We start from the raw sequence: 20,265 nt of genomic DNA, 5'->3' as shown, positions 1-20,265 counted from the left end.
TCTTCGGATACAGGGATGAGGCATAAATTAAATCAGAAGAGGATTGCATCATTAAGATGTTACATATGGAGACTGACATGTCTATGAAAGAAAAGTATAAAAACGTTTCCACAAACGATACACCTCGATATTAGTCTGAACACCAAAAAAAGTCAATCGCCTTTGGAAAAACAGCTAATTTATATTTTTTTACGTGAAATATGTAACTTTAGTACTTGTAATTCAAAAATAAAATGAATTGACAGCGCATACATTTTGGGAGTATGCTTCTCACACAGAGAGTTTTACAGAAACACTGGAAACGTTTCTACAACACTCGATACACTTTTTTATGAAGGTTGGGCAAACTGTTTTTATTCTGGCTGCTGGACAAGAAAGGAAGGTAATTTATGCATGTGACTGAATGCATCTTTCAAATTGGAGGTGGGCACTTTGGCGAGACTGAAGCTTGTGGGTGGAAACATTGTTCGGGAAGTCATTAAGAACAAAGTTCTTTTTCTAATGTTGCTGCCTGTAATCGTATATTTCGTTATCTTTCACTATGCTGTAATGCCTGGAGCTTACGTCGCATTTGTAGATTACAAGCTCAATAAGGGGATTTTTGGAAGTAACTTTATCGGCCTTAAGAACTTTGAGTTTCTGGTTCAAAATGGGGATCTATGGAATATTACCAAGAATACGCTGCTCTATAATATCGTCTTTCTGGCTTTAGGTAATATCATTCAAATAGTATTTGCCATTATGTTGTCTGAGATCTCAGGCAAGTGGTTCAAAAAAATATCACAATCCGTTATCCTGTTACCGAATTTCATCTCCATGGTTATCGTCGGTGTGTTTGCCTACAATATATTCAATTTCAATTCCGGGTTTATCAATACGATGTTAACTGGAATGGGGCTAGACCGTTACGAGTTCTATTCCGATCCGGGCATCTGGAAATATATTATTGTGGCTTTCAAGATCTGGGCGGGTACCGGATATGGAATGATTGTTTATCTGGCAACGATCACAGGGATTAATCATGATCTGTACGAGGCAGCTTATATGGATGGAGCGACTACCTGGCAGCGAATCCGTTATATGACCTTGCCGATTCTGAAGCCAACCTTTATTCTGCTTCTACTGTTCGGTATGGGTGGAATTCTCAAGGGATCCTTTGACCTTTTCTATAATCTGATCGGTACGAACTCTGTACTGTATCCGCAGACAGATATCATCGATACCTATGTCTTCCGTTCACTGGTGGGACAATTCAACTTCTCTATGGGTGCCGCAGTGGGCTTCTACCAATCCTTATTCGGTCTGATCCTGGTGCTTGTAGTTAACTTTATTGTACGCAAGGTAGAACCGGACAGCGCTTTGTTCTAAGACTAGACACGAAACAGGGGTGATAAATATGGAAAAGAGTACAATCAAACAGGATTCCGGAAGCATTCTCATAAAAGCAGTCAGTTATATCTGTATCGCTATCTTTGCGCTTTTCTGTTTATTTCCCTTCGCGTTGATGATCTCCTCATCGTTCATGAACGAGCAGGAAATTGTTCGTGAAGGTTACAAGCTGCTGCCGAAGGCATTTTCCTTTAAGGCTTACGAGATGCTATTCAACAACTCTACTCAGCTGGTGAATGCTTATCAGGTAACTATCTTCATCACCGTAGTGGGTACGGTACTCGGACTGTTTATGATGTCGATGGCCGGATTCGTGCTCAACCGTAAGGATTTCAAGTACCGCAACTTCTTTTCCTTCTTGATTTACTTTACAACACTATTCAGTGGCGGCTTGATTCCGACATACATCCTGATGGTTAAGCACCTGCATATGAAGGACAGCTTATTCGCCATGATTCTTCCGGGTGTAGTTGGTGCATGGTCCATCTTCCTGATGCGTAATTTCATGAAGGCGATTCCGGATTCTTTATATGAATCCGCTACCATTGACGGTGCTGGTGACTTTCGCATCTATTGGCGGATATTTATTCCGCTGGCGGTTCCATCCTTGGCTACTATTGGACTTTTCTCAGCACTAGGCTTTTGGAATGAGTGGTATAACGGGATGTTGTATATTGACAGTCCGACGAAATATCCGCTCCAATACTTTTTGCAGCGAATGGTCAATCAGACGAACTTAGGAGCGCTAATCAACTCGGGAGCGGTCATCAATACTGCTGATCTTCCGACGCAATCCATCAAGATGGCTACAGCTGTGCTGGCCACTGGACCGATTATTCTCCTGTATCCATTTGTACAGCGTTATTTCGTAACAGGCCTCACCATCGGGGCTGTAAAGGGTTAATGGACGCAATCTTCTTTTCGAAGAGCGTTTATTATAAATGAAAGTTTCATAAATAGAAGAGAAAAGGGAGGCTTACCTAAATGAAAGGTAAAAAGATCGCGTCTTCTTTAATTGCTGTCCTCATGCTTACTGGAGCACTGACAGCCTGCACATCCAAGAACAACAATGAGCCGAGTAATGATCCGGCAGCCACGAAAGCTCCAGAGGCTTCAGCCAATGCAGGCGGAGTGGATACTTCCAAGGAAGCTAAGCTGGTGTACTACCTGTGGGGCAGCGAAGGAGTTAAAAATAAAGAAATCCTCGCTGAGATTAACAAGAAGCTCAAGGCTGATCTAAACGCTACGATTGAAGTGAAGTATATTGACTGGCCGGATATCGCTACTAAGTACCCGCTGCTATTTGCTTCAGGCGAAGAATTTGATATGTCGCATGCATCTCCCGGAGCTCCAGTGTCTTATTTCACATTGGCTAGTGAAGGCGCTCTAGTGGACCTTACAGATATGCTGGATAAAGTTGCTCCTAAGCTAAAAGCGGAAATCCCGGAAAGTGTGTGGGAGAATACAAAATACAAAGGCAAAATTTATGGTGTACCAAGTCTTTATAGCGAATACACACCTGCCGGTTATGCCTATCGTTCTGACTTGCTGAAGAAATATGGAATGGACAAAATCACTTCCATTGATGATATGGTTAAATACATGGATAATGTGGTTGCTAATGAGTCCTTCCCACCAATTAACGGCAAGGCAGAAGATGCAGCCAATATGTTCAGAATGCTCGTAGATACTACAGGGATGTGGCTTAACGCTCCTGGTATATCTTTGAATGAGCTGAATCTTGTGACCAAAAGTCCAGAGGACTACAAGACCGTCTTCCATCCAGCCTTCACTCAGGAATTTGAAGATTGGGCTGTGAAGATGCGTGAATGGGCGGATAAGGGTTACTGGAGTAAAGATGTGCTGTCTGCGACCCTAGGCAGCAAGGATAACTTCAGAGCAGCTAACTCCGCAGGTTATTTGACTCATGCTCAGGACTGGATCGGCCAATACGGTGCGGATTTGAAGGCACAACCGGAATCAGATCCTTACTTCTTTACTTTTGCGGAAGCTAATAAGAAGATCAAACGTAAGATGGGCGTTGACAACTCGACTGTAATCAGCACGAACTCAGCTAATCCAGAGCGCGCTCTGATGGTGATCGAGAAGTTCATGACCGATGAAAGCTACTACAACCTCATCCAAAACGGTATTGAAGGCAAACAATATGTTATGGAAAATGGTGTTAAAAAGCAGCCTGCAGGCTTCAACGATAAAACGGACGGCGGAGGTTTCGCTGCTTGGTCACTTCGTAATGACAAATTCGTAGTTCCTACGGATACAGAAAACCCAATCCGTAACTCCTTATTCGCAGAATGGGATAAAGTGGCTATCGATGATCCTTACAATGGCTTCAGCTTTGATCCAACCAATGTTACAACTGAAATTGCTTCGATTTCCAACGTGAATTCACAGCTTGGTATTCAATTGATGCTTGGTAAAACAAGCAAAGATCCAAAAGCAGCTGTTGCAGAGTACCGCGATCAGCTGAAAAAAGCAGGAGTTGACAAGGTCATTGCCGAAGTAGAGAAGCAATTGGCTGCGTTTGTTCCTGTCAACTAAAGAAAGTTAAGGGGTGTAAGGGAGCTATAATTCGATATAGCTCCTTTACCCATAAATGGGGGAGTAAAGTGGATGTAAATATCAAGGATATCGCGCGGATTTCCGGTGTGGGCATCTCGACGGTCTCCAGGGTAATCAATAACAAGGGACCGGTGAGCAAGTCTACACGTGAGAAAGTGATGAGTGTGGTTAAGGAATACAATTATATTCCCAATTCCAACGCGCGGAATTTGAAAACTACACAATCTAAGAACATTGCACTTATGGTCAAGGGGATTACCAATCCTTTTTTCTCTAATATGATCAGAGAAATTGAACGGCAGGTCAATCTGCGGGGCTACCCGTTTCTTATCCAGCAAGTAGAGGATGGGACCGATGAAATCAATGCTGCAATTCAACTGGTGAAGGAGAAGAATCTGTGTGGGATTATCTTCATGGGTGGAACCTATGATCATTCTGAAGAGAAGTTCAAACAGCTGACGGTTCCGTTTGTGCTGACAACGATCACCTCAACGCAGGAGGTGAACCCGCTTATTTTTTCCAGCGTTATTATCAATGAAACGAAGGAAGCCTATAAGGCTACCAATTATTTGATCTCATTAGGTCATACGAATATCGGCTTTTTAGCCAAGTCTCCATTATTGGATGAAACCACGGGCAACCGGCGGTATTTAGGCTACAAAAAAGCACTCGAAGAGCAGGGTCTGCCCTATGATTCAGGGTTGGTTGAGGATTGTGAATACAGTCCCAGCTCGGGATTTAATGCTACGCGGAGACTGCTCAACAAGAATAAGGGAATTACAGCTATATTTGCCGCTTCCGACACGATTGCCATTGGTGCTGCCAAAGCGGTGCTTACCGCGGGGTTATCTATCCCTGATGACATTTCGATCATTGGCTTTGACGGGATCGAGATGGCTGAATATTATCATCCTTCTCTTGATACAATCAGCCAGCCGGGTACGGAAATGGCCTTATCCAGTGTAGGTGTTCTGTTCGACCTCATTTCCGGACGTTCAAACCATCAGCATATTGTCTATGATGCGGTATTGCTCAAGCGTGGTTCCTGCAAGATGATTAAACCTCGTTAAGATCACACTATAAACCTTTATTGGAGTGGAACCCAAATGCAAGATACACTGAGAATAGGTACGATTGTTCGTGGTGGAGAAGCCGTTAAGGTCATTCCACAAATTGTGGGGCATGGATTTGAATCATTTAATCTGAATTTTTGGCAGACCACCGGCGAAACCGATTTGATAGAAACGGCTGCACGACTGAGGGAGTTAGCTGCTGAACATGATTTTGTCATCTCTTCTGTGGGCATCTATGGCAATCCGCTCGCAGGCAGCGGCGACAATGCCGACACGTTGGCCAGCTGGGAGCGGCTGATTGATCATGCACATTTATTTGGCACAGATATTATAGGCGGCTTCACTGGCCGATTGCCAGGCTTGTCCATTGATGAGTCCATCCCGAAGTTTACAGAGGTGTTCGGAGAACTGGCGAAGAGAGCGGCAGATCGTGGCCTGCGGATTGCTTTTGAGAATTGCGCTATGGGCGGAAACTGGCAGAGCGGAGAGTGGAACATCGCTCACAATCCTTCGGCCTGGGAGAAGATGTTCAATGCCGTTCCGGCGGATAATCTGGGATTGGAATGGGAGCCTTGCCACCAGATGATCGCATTGATTGATCCGCTTCCGCAGCTGCGCAAATGGATGGATAAAGTATTCCATGTGCATGGCAAGGATGCGACCATCGCTTGGGACATCGTTAAGGAATACGGTATTCATGGCCCCAAACCTTATGTATGGGACCGAACCCCTGGCTTCGGGGATACCAATTGGGTAGATGTAATCACCATCCTGCGCCAAGCGGGTTATAAAGGTACGATTGATATCGAAGGCTGGCATGATCCAGTGTATCGTGATGAGCTGGAAATGACCGGCCAGGTGCATGCATTGAATTACTTGAAATATTGCCGTGGTGGCAGCTTTGTGCCTAATCCGGTTTAAATGGTGCCGTATGAAAACAACCCAAAAATGACCTCGAAATCCACAGTGAAGTGGAGGATGAGGTCATTTTTTATAGTTAATCCTGATTTAATCCTGAATCAGATATCCTTGTCCCAGCTGTATTTCTTTGAAGCCAGCCAAATGGCGGGCTTGAAAGCGGATAGGGGTGCTGCCGCCAACCATAATGATATTTTGGATATCGGCAGCCCCTTCTGAAGGCAGGGAAAAGGCTCTGATATAGGCGTACTCTTCGGCTAGCGTCGTATAAATCGCGTTGATCAGCGGGTCATGTTCACCTTTTCCCATTAGATTCATGAGAATATATCCGCTTGTGGTCAACTTCGAACGGGTAATACTGAAAAATTCACGGGAGATCAAATGCCTTGGTGTACCAGCGGCAGTAAAGGCATCCAAAATGATGTAATCATATACCTGCGGGTCTTCGCCTTCAAGGATCTGACGTCCGTCACCGATCACTACGTTATCTTGACTATATCCAAAACAGCGGCGGCTTAATTCGACTACTTGTTTGTCTAGCTCGGCTACTTTAAATCTTTTGTCCGGAAAATGTCCGGCAATTGTTCCAATTCCATGCCCAATAAGAAAAACATCCTCAAAAGAAGGGAGGTTGAACTCCATGAAGTGAATGATGGCCCGCGGATATTCAAAGAGAACTCGTTGCGGGTCATTAAGATCCATCGCACCTTGAGTGGCATGATTCGAGAACTGCATAACACGGAAGGAGCCTTTTTCACCATATAGTTCTGTTGTGTCGTAGACGGTTATTTCATGATTTTCGCTATTTCTTTGAAGCTCTGAATGCAAGTGATCGATCTCCTTATACAATACTAATTCGTTTATATTCATTGGGTGTAACCCCGACAACACGTTTAAAAAGCTTGTTGAAGTAGGCAGGATCGCCATATCCAACCTCTGCCCCAATCTCGTGAACCTTCAGGTCCGGAGCATTCTTGAGTAGATGTTTGGCTTTGCGCAGCCGAATTTCCGTGATATAGTCCGTCAGTGTAAGTCCGGTCTCTTGCTTGAACAGCTTGCTTAAATAGCTTGGAGTCAAAAAAACCATATTCGCCAAAGTGTTCAGATCCGCATGCTGATTATAGTTAGCGGATATCCAGCGTTTTATGGTTTCTATGGCTGTGCCGGACATCTCCAGACGATGGGTTCTGATTTCGGTCAGAATGTTTGTGAAATGAGCGGTAAACATCTCCTCAATGTCGCAAAAGCTCATACTGGACGCGATTCTGTCGTCCAACCTGAGGTCGGGAGCACTTTTATTGCGGGCCTCGAATTCTTGCAGTTCCTTTTGTGCAGTTTCTTCAACCCAGCGACAGATCCGGAGAATTTGGTCAGGACCGGCTTGTTGTGCTTTCAGCACTGAGAACAGGTCATGAATCCATTCTAAGACGCCTGTCACATTCAGAATCTGCAGGTTATGGATCAGCGGTCCTCTAATTGTATTAAAGTGATCCAGGAGGTTCATCTCCGGCTGTTGAATATTCTGAATATTCGCGTAATGTACAGGCTCCGGATTATATATGCCCATGTTGCAGGCTTGTTTAGCATCTAGGTATGCCTGTCTAAGCTTGGATACCTCATTATAACAACCGCTGGTACCTACATGTAGGATCTTTCCGTGTGCAGATATCCGCATAATGTCACCGATATCTTTTAAATCGTTGTCTGACAGCGGCTCAGCAGAATATACAATCCAGACGTAGAGTCCTTTTTGAATCTCCAAGCTGTCGAAGCTCAACGCCTTCTCTTGCCGCAGACTGTCTGCGCAGGAGCAGACGGTTTCTCTGGCGCTCCCTTTGAGGACAAAGACCGAGAAATAAGGCTGGGGCAAGGTAAGGCTGGATAATAGGAGAGGGGAAGAGGGCTCTTCGATATGTAAGACTGTCAATAAAAGCCCGGAACGGTGGCGTTCTTCCTTGTCGCGCGCGAGCTGCCGTTCTTTGTCTAGCCGATAAAGCAGCTCGAACAGCTGCTCTTTATTAATTGGTTTTAATAAATAGTCTACAGCTGAGCTGCGGATGGCTTCTCGGGCATAATTAAATTCAACAAATCCACTCATTAGAATAGAGTAGATCTGCGGATGGGTGGCTTTTAACTGTTTAATCAGCTCCAAGCCATTGATTTGCGGCATACGAATATCTGTAATCACAACATCAAGTTGAAGTGTGCTTAACTTATCTAATAGATGTTTTCCGTCGGAGTAGGTGCCGATGACCAGAAATTCGGCGCTTTCTTTACTGATCATTCGGGCCAGTCCTTCGCGGATTAAGATCTCATCATCCACAATCGCAATACGCAGCAATCTGAGCAGCCCCTCTCCTAAATAAATTCATCTTCACTGAATTTAGCGTTAATATCCGCAATGCGCAGGGTAACACGAGTGCCGATTCCAAGCTCACTCTCAACAAGCAGACCAAACGAACTGCCGTAATGCAGGCGAATTCTTTCATTTACATTTCGTAGTCCAATCCCGAACCTTTCATTGTCCGTTCCAGTCTGCAGACTATTGTTTAAGGAACGAAGGGTGGCTTCATCCATACCGATCCCATCATCTTCTACACAGAATACGGCATCTCCATGCTCGCTCCATGCGGTGATGCTCAAGGTGCCCGGTCCTACCTTTTGATCCAAACCGTGAAAGACAGCATTTTCTACGATCGGTTGAAAGACAAGCTTAATAACAGGAAGATGAAGGAATTCGTCCGGCACGTCGATGTTAAGTCTGAACTTGTCTGGGAATCGGATTTCCAGCAGCTGATAATAATTTCTCACATGATCCAGCTCTTGTCTAATTGTAACAGCCTCTTCGTTTCGGACAATGCTGTAACGCATTTGAAGCCCAAGTAAATAGGTTAGCTTCGCCACACGTGGATCATCATTGCTCTCTGCAAGCATGCGGATGGATTCCAGCGTATTATAAATAAAATGGGGATTAATCTGGTTTTGAAGCGCCCGCATATCAGCCTTTTGCTTCCGTTTCTCCGTGATAGACACTTCTTGTAACAGATCTTTGATCCTTATGATCATCCGATTAAAATGACTGCCCAGCATCCCAATCTCATCATTATATTTGGAATGCTGCCAGACATCCAGATTACCATGCTGCACTCGTTTCATTAAGCGGACCAAGGATTTAAGGGGTTTGGTCAGGGCATGGGAAATTATAGTCGCAACAAAAAGTGCAAAAGCAATGATAATCAGTGTGGTCAAGATAAGCGTATTACGATTCTTTTGTACAGGGGACAGGATACGTGTTAAAGGAATCGTAACCATAGTGGTCCACCCGGTCTGTTTCGAGACGGTATACACTGCAAGATAAGACTGGCCATTCAAGTCTATTTGAAAATGATCCTGCTGCTGATTTACTTGCTGCAGCAACAGCTTTGTATTCAGAGTTTGTGTATCGGCAGCCAGATTCGGAACCGCGGAATCTTCACTGGCATAAATCAGATCTCCATTGTTATCTACAATGAACGTGTTTCCTTGCGTAACTGCATTTACGGGATCGATAATGCCCTTAAACAGATTGATGTCTACATCGAAAACGAGAATTCCTATATTCTGTAATGTGCTTACAGAGTTAATCGTACGCAGAACACTAAAGACCTCTTTATGGACATTCGAGTTGGTGCGGATCGTATGTCTGCCCTGAATGACAGGCGCTGCTCCGGCATCTTCACTCATGGTTCTCCATTTGGCTAATCGTTCCTCTGGATACAGTTCATTAATTCCAGCGTCTTTATCATAAAAGACAGAACCGTACTGATCCACCAAATACACGGCAATGATCTCTTCCTTAGTATGATTCAAATAGCTAAGGAACATCGCCATGCCCGTATTTTTTTCCCAGTCGGTATTTTGCTGTGTCAGGTAGACTTGCACATCGGTGTTATACAGCGGCAGGGCTGTATATCTTTTGAGGTCGGCAATATATCGGTCGATGGTATCTGAAGCATTCGATGTCATTTGACCCGCACCGTCAGTCGCATTCACAAGAACCGAGTTGAACATGGAGCGGGACGATAGATAACTTACATAAGTGATCGGCAGAGAGATCAGAAAGACAAAGATAACGATCAGCTTGCGCTCCATCGGTAGATTGGCAAGGAACAACCACATTTTGCGTAAAGTTAACCGGATGTATGATAGCATTTGCGTTGTTCCTTTCCTGTAATAAGCTACCTACCTTATTTGACCGCTCCACTGGTTACGCCTTCAAAGATGTAACGCTGCAGGAAGAAATATAGAATTACTGTTGGCAGCAGGATAAGCAGAATAGCCGCACAGATTAAATTCCATTCCCCCGAATTGACCCCTTGAAAACGCATTAGGATCGTCGTAACTACACCAAGGCTTTGTTTCGGCATGTAGAGGTAAGGGATGTACATGTCATTGTAAATGCTAATGGTTTTCAGAATAATCAAAGTAGCCGTAGCTGGCGTAAGTAAAGGGAAAATAATCGACCGATAGATTCTGAACAGAGAGGCACCTTCTACCATCGCACTTTCATCGAGATCCACGGGAATATTACGGATAAATTGCAGATATAAAATAATTTGAATTACATCCGCTCCAATATAAAGCACGATCGGGGCGCCAAGTGTATTGTAAAGCCCCATGCTTTTGATGATACCAAAAGTCGCCACTTGTGTCGTGATACTAGGAATAATGGTGGCTACTAGATATGCACCGAAGACTACGGGTTTCAATTTGAAAGAGAAGCGTCCCAATACAAATGCTACCATAGTGCCGAACAGAATGTTCAGAATTAAAGTAATAGCTATAATGATTAACACATTACCAAATCCGTTAAGTAGACCCCCACGCTGGAAGACGGCAGTGAAATTATCGAAATTCAAAAAGCTTTTTGGCAGTGCCATGGAGCTGCTGCTGTTAAATTCGTCAGTGGATTTAAAGGCATTGACGATGACCACATACGGAGGAAAGAGTACAACAAATACGCCGATAAGCAGCGAGAAGTATTTAATAACATCTGTGAAGCGAAATTTGGAGTATGTCATATCTATTTGTCCCCTCCCCGGCTTAGAACTAGTTGCTGTACTAACAGTACGATGACGACAAAGAAAAGCAAGATAATACTCATGGCAGAAGCGAGGCCGTAATTATTGTAAGCAAATGCAGTATCTACAACTTTTTGTACGTATGTTTCGCTGGCGCCTGCGGGGCCGCCCTTGGTCAACACGAAGGGGAGATCGAATACTTCCAGTGCCCCTGTGACGGTAAGAAATAAGTTAAGCTGGATGACTGGCTTCATATTCGGTAAAGTAATTCTCCAAAGTGTTTGAAAAGGTCCGGCACCATCGATCTTTGAGGCCTCATAGATATCGTTTGGAATGGCCTGCAAGGAGGCGATGTAGATTACCATGTTATAACCCATGAAACGCCAAAATCCTGTGGACGCCAGAGAATAGTTAACCAGTCCTTCTGTTCCAAGCCAACTGGTCTGTCCTAGTCCGGTAAGTCCGATGCTATTCAGGAACATATTCAGAGAGCCATTGGTGGTGTCAAAGACATAACCAAACATAAAGGCGACGGCGACACCGTTCATAATGTAAGGGAGGAACAGTAAGATTCGAAATGCATTTTTTCCTTTCAACTTACTATTGAGCACAATCGCAAAATAAATAGCGACGATATTCTGGAGAATTCCCATCGCGAAATAAGCAAAGTTATGGGTAAATACCTTGAAAATATCGGGGTTGGAGAAGACTTCGCGGTAATTATCGAGACCGACCCAAGGCTTCTCAGGGCTATAGCCATCCCAGTTCGTAAAACTGTAATAAATCAGCTTGAGTGCCGGATAATACGTGAATGTTGCGAGCAGCAACAAAGGAATCGTGAGGAAGGATACAATGATAATCGTCTTCTGTTTGTTATAGGAAAGTGTTCCGAACATCGCTAGCCCTTCTTTCATAAAAACGTGGTATGGAAAGGCAAAATGGATTATCCGTAAAAGCAATAATCCATTTTGCTCCGTAGTGTACTTCGAATCAAAAGCTCAAATTAATAACCGAGGTCCTTCTTGGCTTTAGCCCAAGCTTTATTCCACTTGTCTAATACGGTTTGTGGATCTTTGGCAAGTACAAATTCCTGTACAACAGCAGGGAGATCCAGCTGTGCCTTGTTGCCGATTTCTGTAACCTTTGCATCGTCAACAGTTCCTTCTACCAGTTCTACTCCGGTAGCTTGGAATTCTTTCAGCTGAGTCAGATTGGATTCCTTGCCTTTTAATGGAGAGATAAAGCCGGCGAAATCCTCATAACCTGAATCTTCAATCATCCATTTTACGAAGGCTTTAGCTGCCTCTAAATTTTTGCTGTTTTTGGCAACGGCATAGAAGAAGTCAGGGCTAAGGGTAGCAGATGGTTTACCCGAATTGTCATAAGGGAATGGGAAGAAGCCCACATTGTCTGAAGAAGCGCCTGCTCCGATAACTTGGTTAATAACCCAGTTGCCAAGATAGTACATAGCGAATTTGCCGGAAGCGATGTCCTTTTTCGATTGCTCCCAGTTGGTGGAGTTGATGTCTTTTTCCAGATAGCCTTTTTCATTGAGCTCTCTAAGTAGGCTGAAAGCTTTGCCATAACCGTTGTCTATAGTGAACGGTGTTTCAGAGTTCAGCTTAGCATTTGGAAAATCAGGATTGCCTTCAATTAAGCGTGGTGTGTCATAAGCCCAAGTACCAAGTGGCCATTTGTCTTTAAAGTTAGAGGACATTGGAATAACACCTTTTGCTTTCAGCTTCTCGCAGGCAGCCAGGAATTCATCCCAAGTCTTAGGCGTTTCGGTGATGCCGGCATCAGTGAATGCTGTTTTGTTATAAACAATACCGGAAGTAGAGTTCCCTGTAGTAATTCCGTAAAGCTTACCATCAAAGGATTTGAAGTCTTTAAAGGTGATCTGATCGTTCAAGCCGAGATCATCCAGTGAAGCAAAATATTTCGGCAGGTCGGAGTTAGGGATAGAAGGAATAAACATAACGTCTGGAAGCTCGCCGCTGGCCATTCTGACTTTAGCCTGTTGGTTATAGTCGGTTTGGGAAGCTTCGAATTCGACTTTAATGTTCGGGTATTTTTCATTAAAGCGCTTTAAATATTCGTCATATTCTTTGCCGATCATGTCTGTTCTGTTAGTTAGGAAGGTGATTTTGCCGCTGATATCAGCTCCTGCTGCAGCTCCTGCTGCAGGTTCGGCAGTTGCATTCGTGTCACCGCCGGTATTCTCTGCGTTAGTTGCTGCGGGCTTTTCAGTTGCGGCAGCACCGTTATTCGTGGTGTTGTCATTATTCGAACCACAGCCAGCAAGTGTTGAAGATAAGACCATAATCATAACAAAGGATAACGAAAATAACTTATTTCTCATAGCTTAATCCCCTTTTCGTTTTTATTGTTAGCGTTTACATGAACATTATAGCTTTATCGAAGCCGTTAATAAATGTATTGTATTATTATTTATTGTCTTTATTTGTTTTGTTTCTGCGTTTATAATTAGCATGTACCTAACAATCAGATAACAAAATACAAAGAATATCAAAAGGGTTCAATGAATTAATTGAAGTCTTATGCTATTTTTGAGAAGTCTATGCTTACAAAACTTTAGGCATCTGCTTTCGAAGCGAGTTTTGCGCGAAGTCATTCAGAGAAGTCTATGCTTACAAAACTTTTAGGAGGTATTATGAAACATTTGCATATGAATCTTGCGAAGTGGGAATTTAGAGGCTGTGGTGATGAGGAGTGGCTTCCGGCGACTGTGCCAGGTACAGTCCATACGGATTTACTAAAGAACGGGAAGATTTCAGACCCCTTTTATGGAACAAATGAACATGATCTACAGTGGATCGATAAGAAGGACTGGGAATATCAAACCTCGTTGCAGTTGGGGGAAGAGTGGCAGGAGCTTGCTTGTACGGAGCTAGTTTTTGAGGGACTGGATACTTATGCAGATGTGTACGTGAATAATGTACATGTGCTCGCTGCTGATAATATGTTTCTGGCATGGAAAGTGGATGTCAAAGATCAGTTAAAGACTGGAGAAAATAATATACGGGTGAAGTTCCGCTCTGTGGTTAAGGAAGATTTACCGAAATTAGCGAAGCTGGGTTACGCGCTGCCTGCCTCGAATGATCAATCCGAGCTTGGGGGATTAGATGAACAACGGATTAGTATTTTTGCGCGCAAAGCACCTTATCATTACGGCTGGGATTGGGGCCCGCGTTTCTTGACCAGTGGAATATGGCGTGCGGCAGCTCTGGTGGGACGTGACACCGTTCAAATTACAGACCTCTATATCCGTCAAAATGTGATTGCTAAGGAAGAAGCTCGCCTGACCGCAATTGTTGAAGTGGATGCTCCTGCTGCTTGGCGGGGAATGCTGCGAATAAGTGCCGATGGTTTGGAGTGGATGCAAGCGGTTACTTTAGAAGAAGGCATGCAGCAATTAGAGATGAATATTGTTATATCCGAGCCACAGCTCTGGTGGTGCAGAGGGCTCGGAGAGCCTCATTTATATACATTCCAGGCAGAATTGGTACAAAATGCGGAAGTAGAGGTTAGCAAAAGTGTGCGGACTGGGCTTCGCAGTATTGAATTGATACGGGAGCGTGATGCCAAAGGAGCTTCGTTTTCTTTTGCACTGAATGGAGTTTCCGTCTTCGTCAAAGGTGCCAATCATATTCCAAATGACAGCTTCACCACAGAAGTAACCGAGGAGCGGTATCGGCATGAAATTGCCACGGCAGTAGAATCGAATATGAATATGCTGCGCGTTTGGGGCGGCGGTATATATGAAGAAGATATTTTTTATCAGCTCTGTGATGAATACGGATTGCTGGTCTGGCAGGACTTTATGTTCGCTTGCAGTATGTATCCCGGGGACGAGGCGTTCCTAGAAAATGTGAAAAAAGAAGCCGAATATAACGTCAAAAGATTGCGCAATCATCCCTGCATCGCCTTATGGTGTGGCAACAACGAGATTGATTCGGCCTGGTCACAGTTCGAGGAAAATATGGGCTGGGGCTGGAAAGAAAAACTCGGCGCTGAGCAAAGAACGACAATGTGGGCCGATTATATTAAAATCTTCCACCGTATTCTGCCGGAGGCTGTAGCCGCGTTCCATCCGGGAGTGGACTATTGGCCGTCTTCGCCGCTGCGGGAGCTGACTGGCGATATTAATCAGCATGCGACACGGATTGTGGGCGAAGGGGATGTGCATTACTGGGGCGTGTGGCACGGAATCGAGCCTTTTGAGAACTATAATACAAAGGTTGGCCGCTTCATGAGTGAATATGGCTTCCAGTCGTTCCCGGAACTAAAAACGGTAATGAGCTATGCAGAAGAGCAGGATTTGGAGCTTACCTCAGAGGTGATGCTGGCGCATCAGAAGAATGGTCGCGGTAATCTGCTGATCAAAGAATATATGGATATGTATCTGCCGCAGCCAAAGGACTTCAAAGCCTTTTTATATATGAGTCAAATCCTGCAGGCCGAAGCGATCCGAATCGCGATTGAAAGCCACAGAAGAAATAAACCTTATTGTATGGGCACTTTATACTGGCAGATGAATGATTGCTGGCCGGTGGCTTCTTGGGCGGGCATGGATTATAACGGGCGTTGGAAAGCCCTGCAATATACCGTGCGTTCAAGCTTCCAAGATGTTCTGTTGTCTATCGACGGTACAGACCGTGAGAAGGTAGACGTTCATGTCGTATCTGATTTAAGAACAGCAGTGAGCGCTGAGTTGGTGCTTACTTTGTATCAGTTTAACGGTTCGGTGCTGCGAGAGTGGACACATCCCGTTGAGCTGGGAGCTGGTTCTGCTGCTATCGTATTCTCGTCTCCTGTGGCAGACCTGCTAGAAGGTCAAGGGGTGGGTGATGTATTGCTTGGAATTGGCTTGCAGGCGGATGGCCAGGTGATAGATCACAAGCTGCATTATTTTACTCCGGAAAAAGAAATTCCATTGCAGCGCTCAGTAATTACTGTGCTGGAAACTCCAGAGAGCGGTGAATTAAGCTTCACCGTGACCAGTGATGTATTGGCTAGAGGTGTATACCTGACTTCGGAAGAGGAAGGAATATTCTCTGACAATTATTTTGACCTTCTCCCAGGTCAGACCAAGACGATAGAGTTCTCACAACGCGGGAACGATGGAAGAGACTGGATTCCTGCCGCACCTAAAGGGCTAAAGGTTCAATCGATGGTTGATTTTGTGAGCGAAGATTTGCTGTAAATCCTAAGGAGAGAAGGACTGGCACATGGGGATTTTAGTTCAGGAAGATAAGGGATTATTCCATTTACAGAGCGCAGGGATGAGTTATATTCTTCAGCTTGTTAATGATTATCCGGCACATGTGTATTGGGGTAAAAAGCTGCGTAGTGGCAGCAATTTGGAAGGGCTGTTGAATCTGGGAGGAAATACGGGTCTCGACCGGCTCCCGCAGGAATATCCCCAATACGGCACGGGAGATTTCAGAACACCTGCTTATCAAGTTAGGCTCGAAGACGGCACTCGTATTACAGAGCTGAAATACAGCGGGTACCGGGTAGTTGAGGGTAAACCCTCACTGCCGGGTCTGCCATCTGTATATGTTGAGTCTGCGCAAGAAGCACAGACGTTGGAGCTTACACTTAAGGATGATTACGCCAAGCTGAGTGTTATTTTGCGCTATACGGTTTTTGAACATACCAACGTAATTACACGCTCTGTGGAGTTTACCAATGCGGGGGAAACGCAGCTGCAATTGCAGCGTGCACTGAGTGCTAGTGTCGATTTCTCGTCTGGCGATATGGATATGATCTATTTGGCAGGAGCTTGGTCAAGGGAAGGTAATCTGACCCGTAGACGTCTGGTGCAAGGGGGTACGACCATTGGGAGCCGCAGAGGGATGAGCAGCCACCAGTTAAATCCATTTGCAGCGCTGGTGAAACCTGAAACGGATGAAAATCATGGAGAGGCCTACGGCTTCAGTCTTGTATATAGTGGAGGCTTTGAAGCTGAGGCAGAGGTCGATTCCTTCGGGATGACCCGGTTTACGATGGGGCTGAATTCATTTGATTTCTCCTGGCTGCTGGAGCCGGGCGAACAATTCCAGACCCCAGAAGTAGTGATGGTGTATTCTTCCGAGGGGATCGGGGAAATGTCGAGAACCTATCATCGCCTGTACCGGACCCGTTTATGCAGAGGGTTATATAGAGATAAGGAACGGCCCATTCTGGTCAACAATTGGGAAGCCACCTATTTCAACTTCGATGCGGATAAATTGGAGTCGATTGCCGCGGAAGGAGCGAAACTCGGGATAGAGCTATTCGTACTGGACGACGGTTGGTTTGGCAAAAGAGATGCAGATAACTCCTCTCTCGGAGACTGGGTAGAGGATCTGCGCAAGCTTCCAGGCGGATTGTCTGATGTGGCGCAGCGTGTGAACAATCTAGGCTTGCAGTTTGGCCTCTGGTTCGAGCCGGAGATGATCTCGCCAGACAGCGAGCTCTATCGTAAGCATCCCGACTGGTGTCTGCATGTGCCGGGACGCCGCCGTAGCGAAGCCCGCTGGCAATTGGTGCTGGACTATACTCGGGAGGATGTACGTCAGTACATTTATGAGTCACTGTCCCGGATTTTCTCGACCGTGCCCATTAGTTATGTGAAATGGGATATGAACCGTTGTTTAACGGAGATTGGCTCTGCAGAGTTACCTTCTGAACGCCAAGGGGAAACCGCTCATCGTTATGTGCTTGGTCTGTATGAGCTATTGGAGCGAATAACTTCAGAGTTTCCGCATATCCTGTTCGAGAGCTGCTGTAGTGGTGGTGGCCGCTTCGACCCAGGCATGCTGCATTACATGCCGCAGACCTGGACCAGTGACGATACCGATGCTGTGGAACGACTGAAGATTCAGTATGGAACAAGTCTGGTGTATCCGGTTAGTTCGATAGGCGCGCATGTGTCTGCCGTGCCGAATCATCAGGTAGGACGGATCACCCCGCTGTCTTTTCGTGGAGATGTAGCTATGTCCGGTAATTTCGGTTATGAGCTGGATCTTACGAAGTTTACAGACGAAGAGAAGGAACTTGTGAAGGAACAGGTTGCGAACTATAAACAAATCCGCAGTCTTGTGCAGCAAGGGAATCTGTACCGGCTGCAAAGCCCGTTTGAGGGCAATGAGACAGCATGGATGTTCGTGTCCGATGATCAGCGTGAGGCATTAGTTTATTACTTCCGGGTAATGGCTGTGCCGCACCCGCCCCGCCGTAGCCTGAAGCTGAATGGTTTAAATCCGGAGCTGGATTACATTCTGGAGGCAAGTGGTGAGGTTTACGGTGGTGATCGGCTAATGCAGGCTGGACTGGCTCTGCCGGATATCCAGCAGGATTTTGTTAGCGGATGTTATAAATTGAAGGTGCAGGAATAGAGTTTATTACAAGTCATCAGCAAGCCATGAGCCTAGCTCGTGGTTTGCTTTTTTTGTTCAAAGATGAATTTGAATCAGCTGAAGCTGCGGATGGCAAGGCAGCCTTGATCGTATCAACCTCCACACATATATTCCTCCTGTTTTGGCATCCTGTGCAGCTACCCTTGTGCATGACGCTATAGCTTTTTTGCATGTTCATATTCCGTTCATATTGAGGTCATAGAGAGTACATCTTCATTGGTTAATCTTAGCTTAGCAGTTAGTTATGGTAGTCCAAAACACAGCTGATGACAGGAGAAGATACGGGTGGAAATAAAAGAAAAAATGAAAATGAAGGCGGGCACGAGAACAAGTAAAATACTAAACATACTACTTAAAGTAGTAGGAGCAATAATCATCGCAATCGTGCTTTTTCTCGCTATTGTCTATACAGTTAATTTGATCAGCAATAAATCGGAACAAAATAAAATAGAACCCTATGGTCAGTTAGTACCCGTAGATGGGAAAAACATGAATGTTTATATTCAAGGAAAAGGTGAAGAAACAGTCGTGCTACTACCGGGTTATGGCACAGCAGCGCCAGCTCTTGATTTTAAAGCATTAATAGATGAACTGTCGCCGTTTTACAAAGTTGTCATGATTGAGCCTTTTGGGTATGGATTAAGTGATCTGACCAAAAAGGAGCGTAGCACGGAGAATATTGTAAGTGAAATTCATGAAGCTTTACAGGCTCTTAATATTGACCGTTATATTCTAATGGGCCACTCTATTTCAGGCATATATGGACTAGATTATGTTAACAAGTATGAAAATGAAGTGAGTGCATTTGTCGGGCTTGATAGTAGTGTCCCATCGATAAGCGAGAGGAAGATCGAAGCTTCGGAATTAAGAACTATAAATCTGCTCAAAAAATCAGGTTTAATCAGATTGCAAATGAAATTTAGTGCTGACCCAATTGCTGAACTACCATTTGATGATAAAACAAAAGAACAAATGAGACTGATCAATCGCAAAAACATATTTAATCCCACCCAATTAAATGAAGCTGAAATGATGTATTCTAATTTTAAATCAGCTGAAAGCTTAAGATTTCCTAAAAATCTTCCTCTTATTTTCTTTATACAAGCGAATCAACCAGCAACGGATAGATGGATACCAGAGCATGAAAAGCAAATCAAGGACTCTGTGCATGGAAAAATAGTGAAGTTTGAAGAGGGACATTATTTATATCGCACTAAAGCAAAAGAAATCGTAAAAGACTTTCAGGCATTTATGAAAGAAATAAAATAAGTGCTGCCGTCGAGCCGACCGGATTTCAGGATTTCCTCTGATTTTCGTTCGGTTTTTTATTAGTCCGTAAGATATGGGGGAGTGCCACCAGTAACGATGGTCTAATCTTTAGGTTTGGTCTGGGATAAGAATGAGAAGGCGTCGGCTACATTTAATGGAGAGTCCCTTGGTTGCTGCTAGGTTCCTAGGTACCCTGCTTCGGATCGGACTCAGTAGTCCTTATTTGCTAGAAAAGAGGCAATTGAGGCTACTTTCGGACCCCAGCGACGTTATTGGCTAATTATTGCGACCGTATGGGGTGTTTTGGAGTAAATAGCTGCACCTGAGTCCGATACCATCTCAAATATGCGTTTTTTTCGCAAATAGTGGCTATACGGTCCGTAAGTAAATAGGGAGTAGGGGTGGTATGAGAGAGTATGAGAAAGTATGAGAAAGTATGAGGGAGTATGAGGTAGTATGAGAAAGTATGAGAAAGTATGAGAAAGTATGAGGGAGTATGAGGTAGTATGATGGGGTTCCACCAGTTAACGATGCTCCAATCATTAT

General features: G+C 44.6%; 14 protein-coding genes. 8 read left to right on the top strand and 6 right to left on the bottom strand.

Going from position 1 to position 20,265, the window contains the following annotated elements; genetic code table 11:
- Positions 1–423: 423 nt before the first annotated feature.
- From MHI15_RS18735 to MHI15_RS18715, 5 genes are all read left to right on the top strand, one after another.
- Positions 424–1,368 carry an ABC transporter permease gene (locus MHI15_RS18735; RefSeq protein WP_305953532.1) on the top strand — a complete coding sequence of 315 codons (945 nt, stop codon included), beginning with the start codon at positions 424–426 and terminating at the stop codon, positions 1,366–1,368.
- A 28-nt stretch (positions 1,369–1,396) separates the two neighbouring features.
- On the top strand, positions 1,397–2,293 hold the full coding sequence (locus tag MHI15_RS18730; RefSeq protein ID WP_076105429.1) for a carbohydrate ABC transporter permease: 897 nt from the start codon (positions 1,397–1,399) through the stop codon (positions 2,291–2,293).
- 80 nt (positions 2,294–2,373) lie between these two features.
- Positions 2,374–3,951 (top strand): DUF3502 domain-containing protein, encoded by a 1,578-nt coding sequence (locus MHI15_RS18725; RefSeq protein ID WP_076105428.1) that lies wholly within the window; start codon positions 2,374–2,376, stop codon positions 3,949–3,951.
- Between the two features lie 68 nt (positions 3,952–4,019).
- Positions 4,020–5,042 (top strand): LacI family DNA-binding transcriptional regulator, encoded by a 1,023-nt coding sequence (locus MHI15_RS18720; RefSeq protein WP_341164691.1) that lies wholly within the window; start codon positions 4,020–4,022, stop codon positions 5,040–5,042.
- Positions 5,043–5,078: 36 nt separating this feature from the next.
- Complete coding sequence (locus tag MHI15_RS18715; RefSeq protein ID WP_076194375.1) at positions 5,079–5,966, top strand: sugar phosphate isomerase/epimerase family protein; 888 nt, start codon at positions 5,079–5,081, stop codon at positions 5,964–5,966.
- 87 nt (positions 5,967–6,053) lie between these two features.
- On the opposite strand, the gene MHI15_RS18710 is transcribed toward MHI15_RS18715, so the two are convergent.
- From MHI15_RS18710 to MHI15_RS18685, 6 genes are all read right to left on the bottom strand, one after another.
- Entirely contained in the window at positions 6,054–6,833 is a 780-nt protein-coding gene (locus tag MHI15_RS18710; RefSeq protein ID WP_341164690.1) for a spermidine synthase, read from the bottom strand.
- Positions 6,805–8,304, bottom strand: coding sequence for a response regulator transcription factor (locus MHI15_RS18705; protein ID WP_341164689.1), 1,500 nt, complete (start codon positions 8,302–8,304; stop codon positions 6,805–6,807). The genes MHI15_RS18710 and MHI15_RS18705 overlap by 29 nt, the downstream gene beginning before the upstream one ends.
- 17 nt (positions 8,305–8,321) lie before the next feature.
- A complete protein-coding gene (locus tag MHI15_RS18700) occupies positions 8,322–10,154 on the bottom strand; it encodes a cache domain-containing sensor histidine kinase (protein WP_076130665.1) in 1,833 nt (610 codons plus the stop codon).
- Between the two features lie 35 nt (positions 10,155–10,189).
- Positions 10,190–11,023, bottom strand: a complete 834-nt coding sequence (locus MHI15_RS18695; RefSeq protein WP_076130664.1) for a carbohydrate ABC transporter permease — start codon at positions 11,021–11,023, stop codon at positions 10,190–10,192.
- A 2-nt stretch (positions 11,024–11,025) separates the two neighbouring features.
- Entirely contained in the window at positions 11,026–11,919 is an 894-nt protein-coding gene (locus MHI15_RS18690) for a carbohydrate ABC transporter permease (RefSeq protein ID WP_076105422.1), read from the bottom strand.
- A gap of 107 nt (positions 11,920–12,026) precedes the next feature.
- Positions 12,027–13,385 (bottom strand): ABC transporter substrate-binding protein, encoded by a 1,359-nt coding sequence (locus tag MHI15_RS18685; protein WP_341164688.1) that lies wholly within the window; start codon positions 13,383–13,385, stop codon positions 12,027–12,029.
- 312 nt (positions 13,386–13,697) lie between these two features.
- Here MHI15_RS18685 and MHI15_RS18680 point away from each other — a divergent pair, with 312 nt between their 5' ends.
- From MHI15_RS18680 to MHI15_RS18670, 3 genes are all read left to right on the top strand, one after another.
- Complete coding sequence (locus tag MHI15_RS18680; protein ID WP_341164687.1) at positions 13,698–16,250, top strand: beta-mannosidase; 2,553 nt, start codon at positions 13,698–13,700, stop codon at positions 16,248–16,250.
- Positions 16,251–16,275: 25 nt separating this feature from the next.
- Positions 16,276–18,429, top strand: a complete 2,154-nt coding sequence (locus MHI15_RS18675) for an alpha-galactosidase (RefSeq protein WP_341088542.1) — start codon at positions 16,276–16,278, stop codon at positions 18,427–18,429.
- Positions 18,430–18,753: 324 nt separating this feature from the next.
- The gene (locus MHI15_RS18670) at positions 18,754–19,719 is read left to right on the top strand and encodes an alpha/beta hydrolase (RefSeq protein ID WP_076282136.1); all 966 of its coding nucleotides are present in this window, start codon (positions 18,754–18,756) and stop codon (positions 19,717–19,719) included.
- Positions 19,720–20,265 lie beyond the last annotated feature (546 nt).

It is taken from the genome of Paenibacillus sp. FSL H7-0918 (assembly GCF_038007025.1).
Lineage (GTDB): Bacteria > Bacillota > Bacilli > Paenibacillales > Paenibacillaceae > Paenibacillus_AQ > Paenibacillus_AQ odorifer.
Note: the sequence above shows the minus strand (reverse complement) of the source record. Positions and strands in the feature narration are given on the sequence as shown.

Coding starts and splice junctions, on each gene's coding strand:
- MHI15_RS18730 (WP_076105429.1), top strand. CDS start 1,397: ATGGAAAAGAGTACAATCAAACAGGATTCCGGAAGCATTCTCATAAAA.
- MHI15_RS18725 (WP_076105428.1), top strand. CDS start 2,374: ATGAAAGGTAAAAAGATCGCGTCTTCTTTAATTGCTGTCCTCATGCTT.
- MHI15_RS18715 (WP_076194375.1), top strand. CDS start 5,079: ATGCAAGATACACTGAGAATAGGTACGATTGTTCGTGGTGGAGAAGCC.
- MHI15_RS18710 (WP_341164690.1), bottom strand. CDS start 6,833: ATGAATATAAACGAATTAGTATTGTATAAGGAGATCGATCACTTGCAT.
- MHI15_RS18700 (WP_076130665.1), bottom strand. CDS start 10,154: ATGCTATCATACATCCGGTTAACTTTACGCAAAATGTGGTTGTTCCTT.
- MHI15_RS18695 (WP_076130664.1), bottom strand. CDS start 11,023: ATGACATACTCCAAATTTCGCTTCACAGATGTTATTAAATACTTCTCG.
- MHI15_RS18690 (WP_076105422.1), bottom strand. CDS start 11,919: ATGTTCGGAACACTTTCCTATAACAAACAGAAGACGATTATCATTGTA.
- MHI15_RS18685 (WP_341164688.1), bottom strand. CDS start 13,385: ATGAGAAATAAGTTATTTTCGTTATCCTTTGTTATGATTATGGTCTTA.
- MHI15_RS18680 (WP_341164687.1), top strand. CDS start 13,698: ATGAAACATTTGCATATGAATCTTGCGAAGTGGGAATTTAGAGGCTGT.
- MHI15_RS18675 (WP_341088542.1), top strand. CDS start 16,276: ATGGGGATTTTAGTTCAGGAAGATAAGGGATTATTCCATTTACAGAGC.
- MHI15_RS18670 (WP_076282136.1), top strand. CDS start 18,754: ATGAAAATGAAGGCGGGCACGAGAACAAGTAAAATACTAAACATACTA.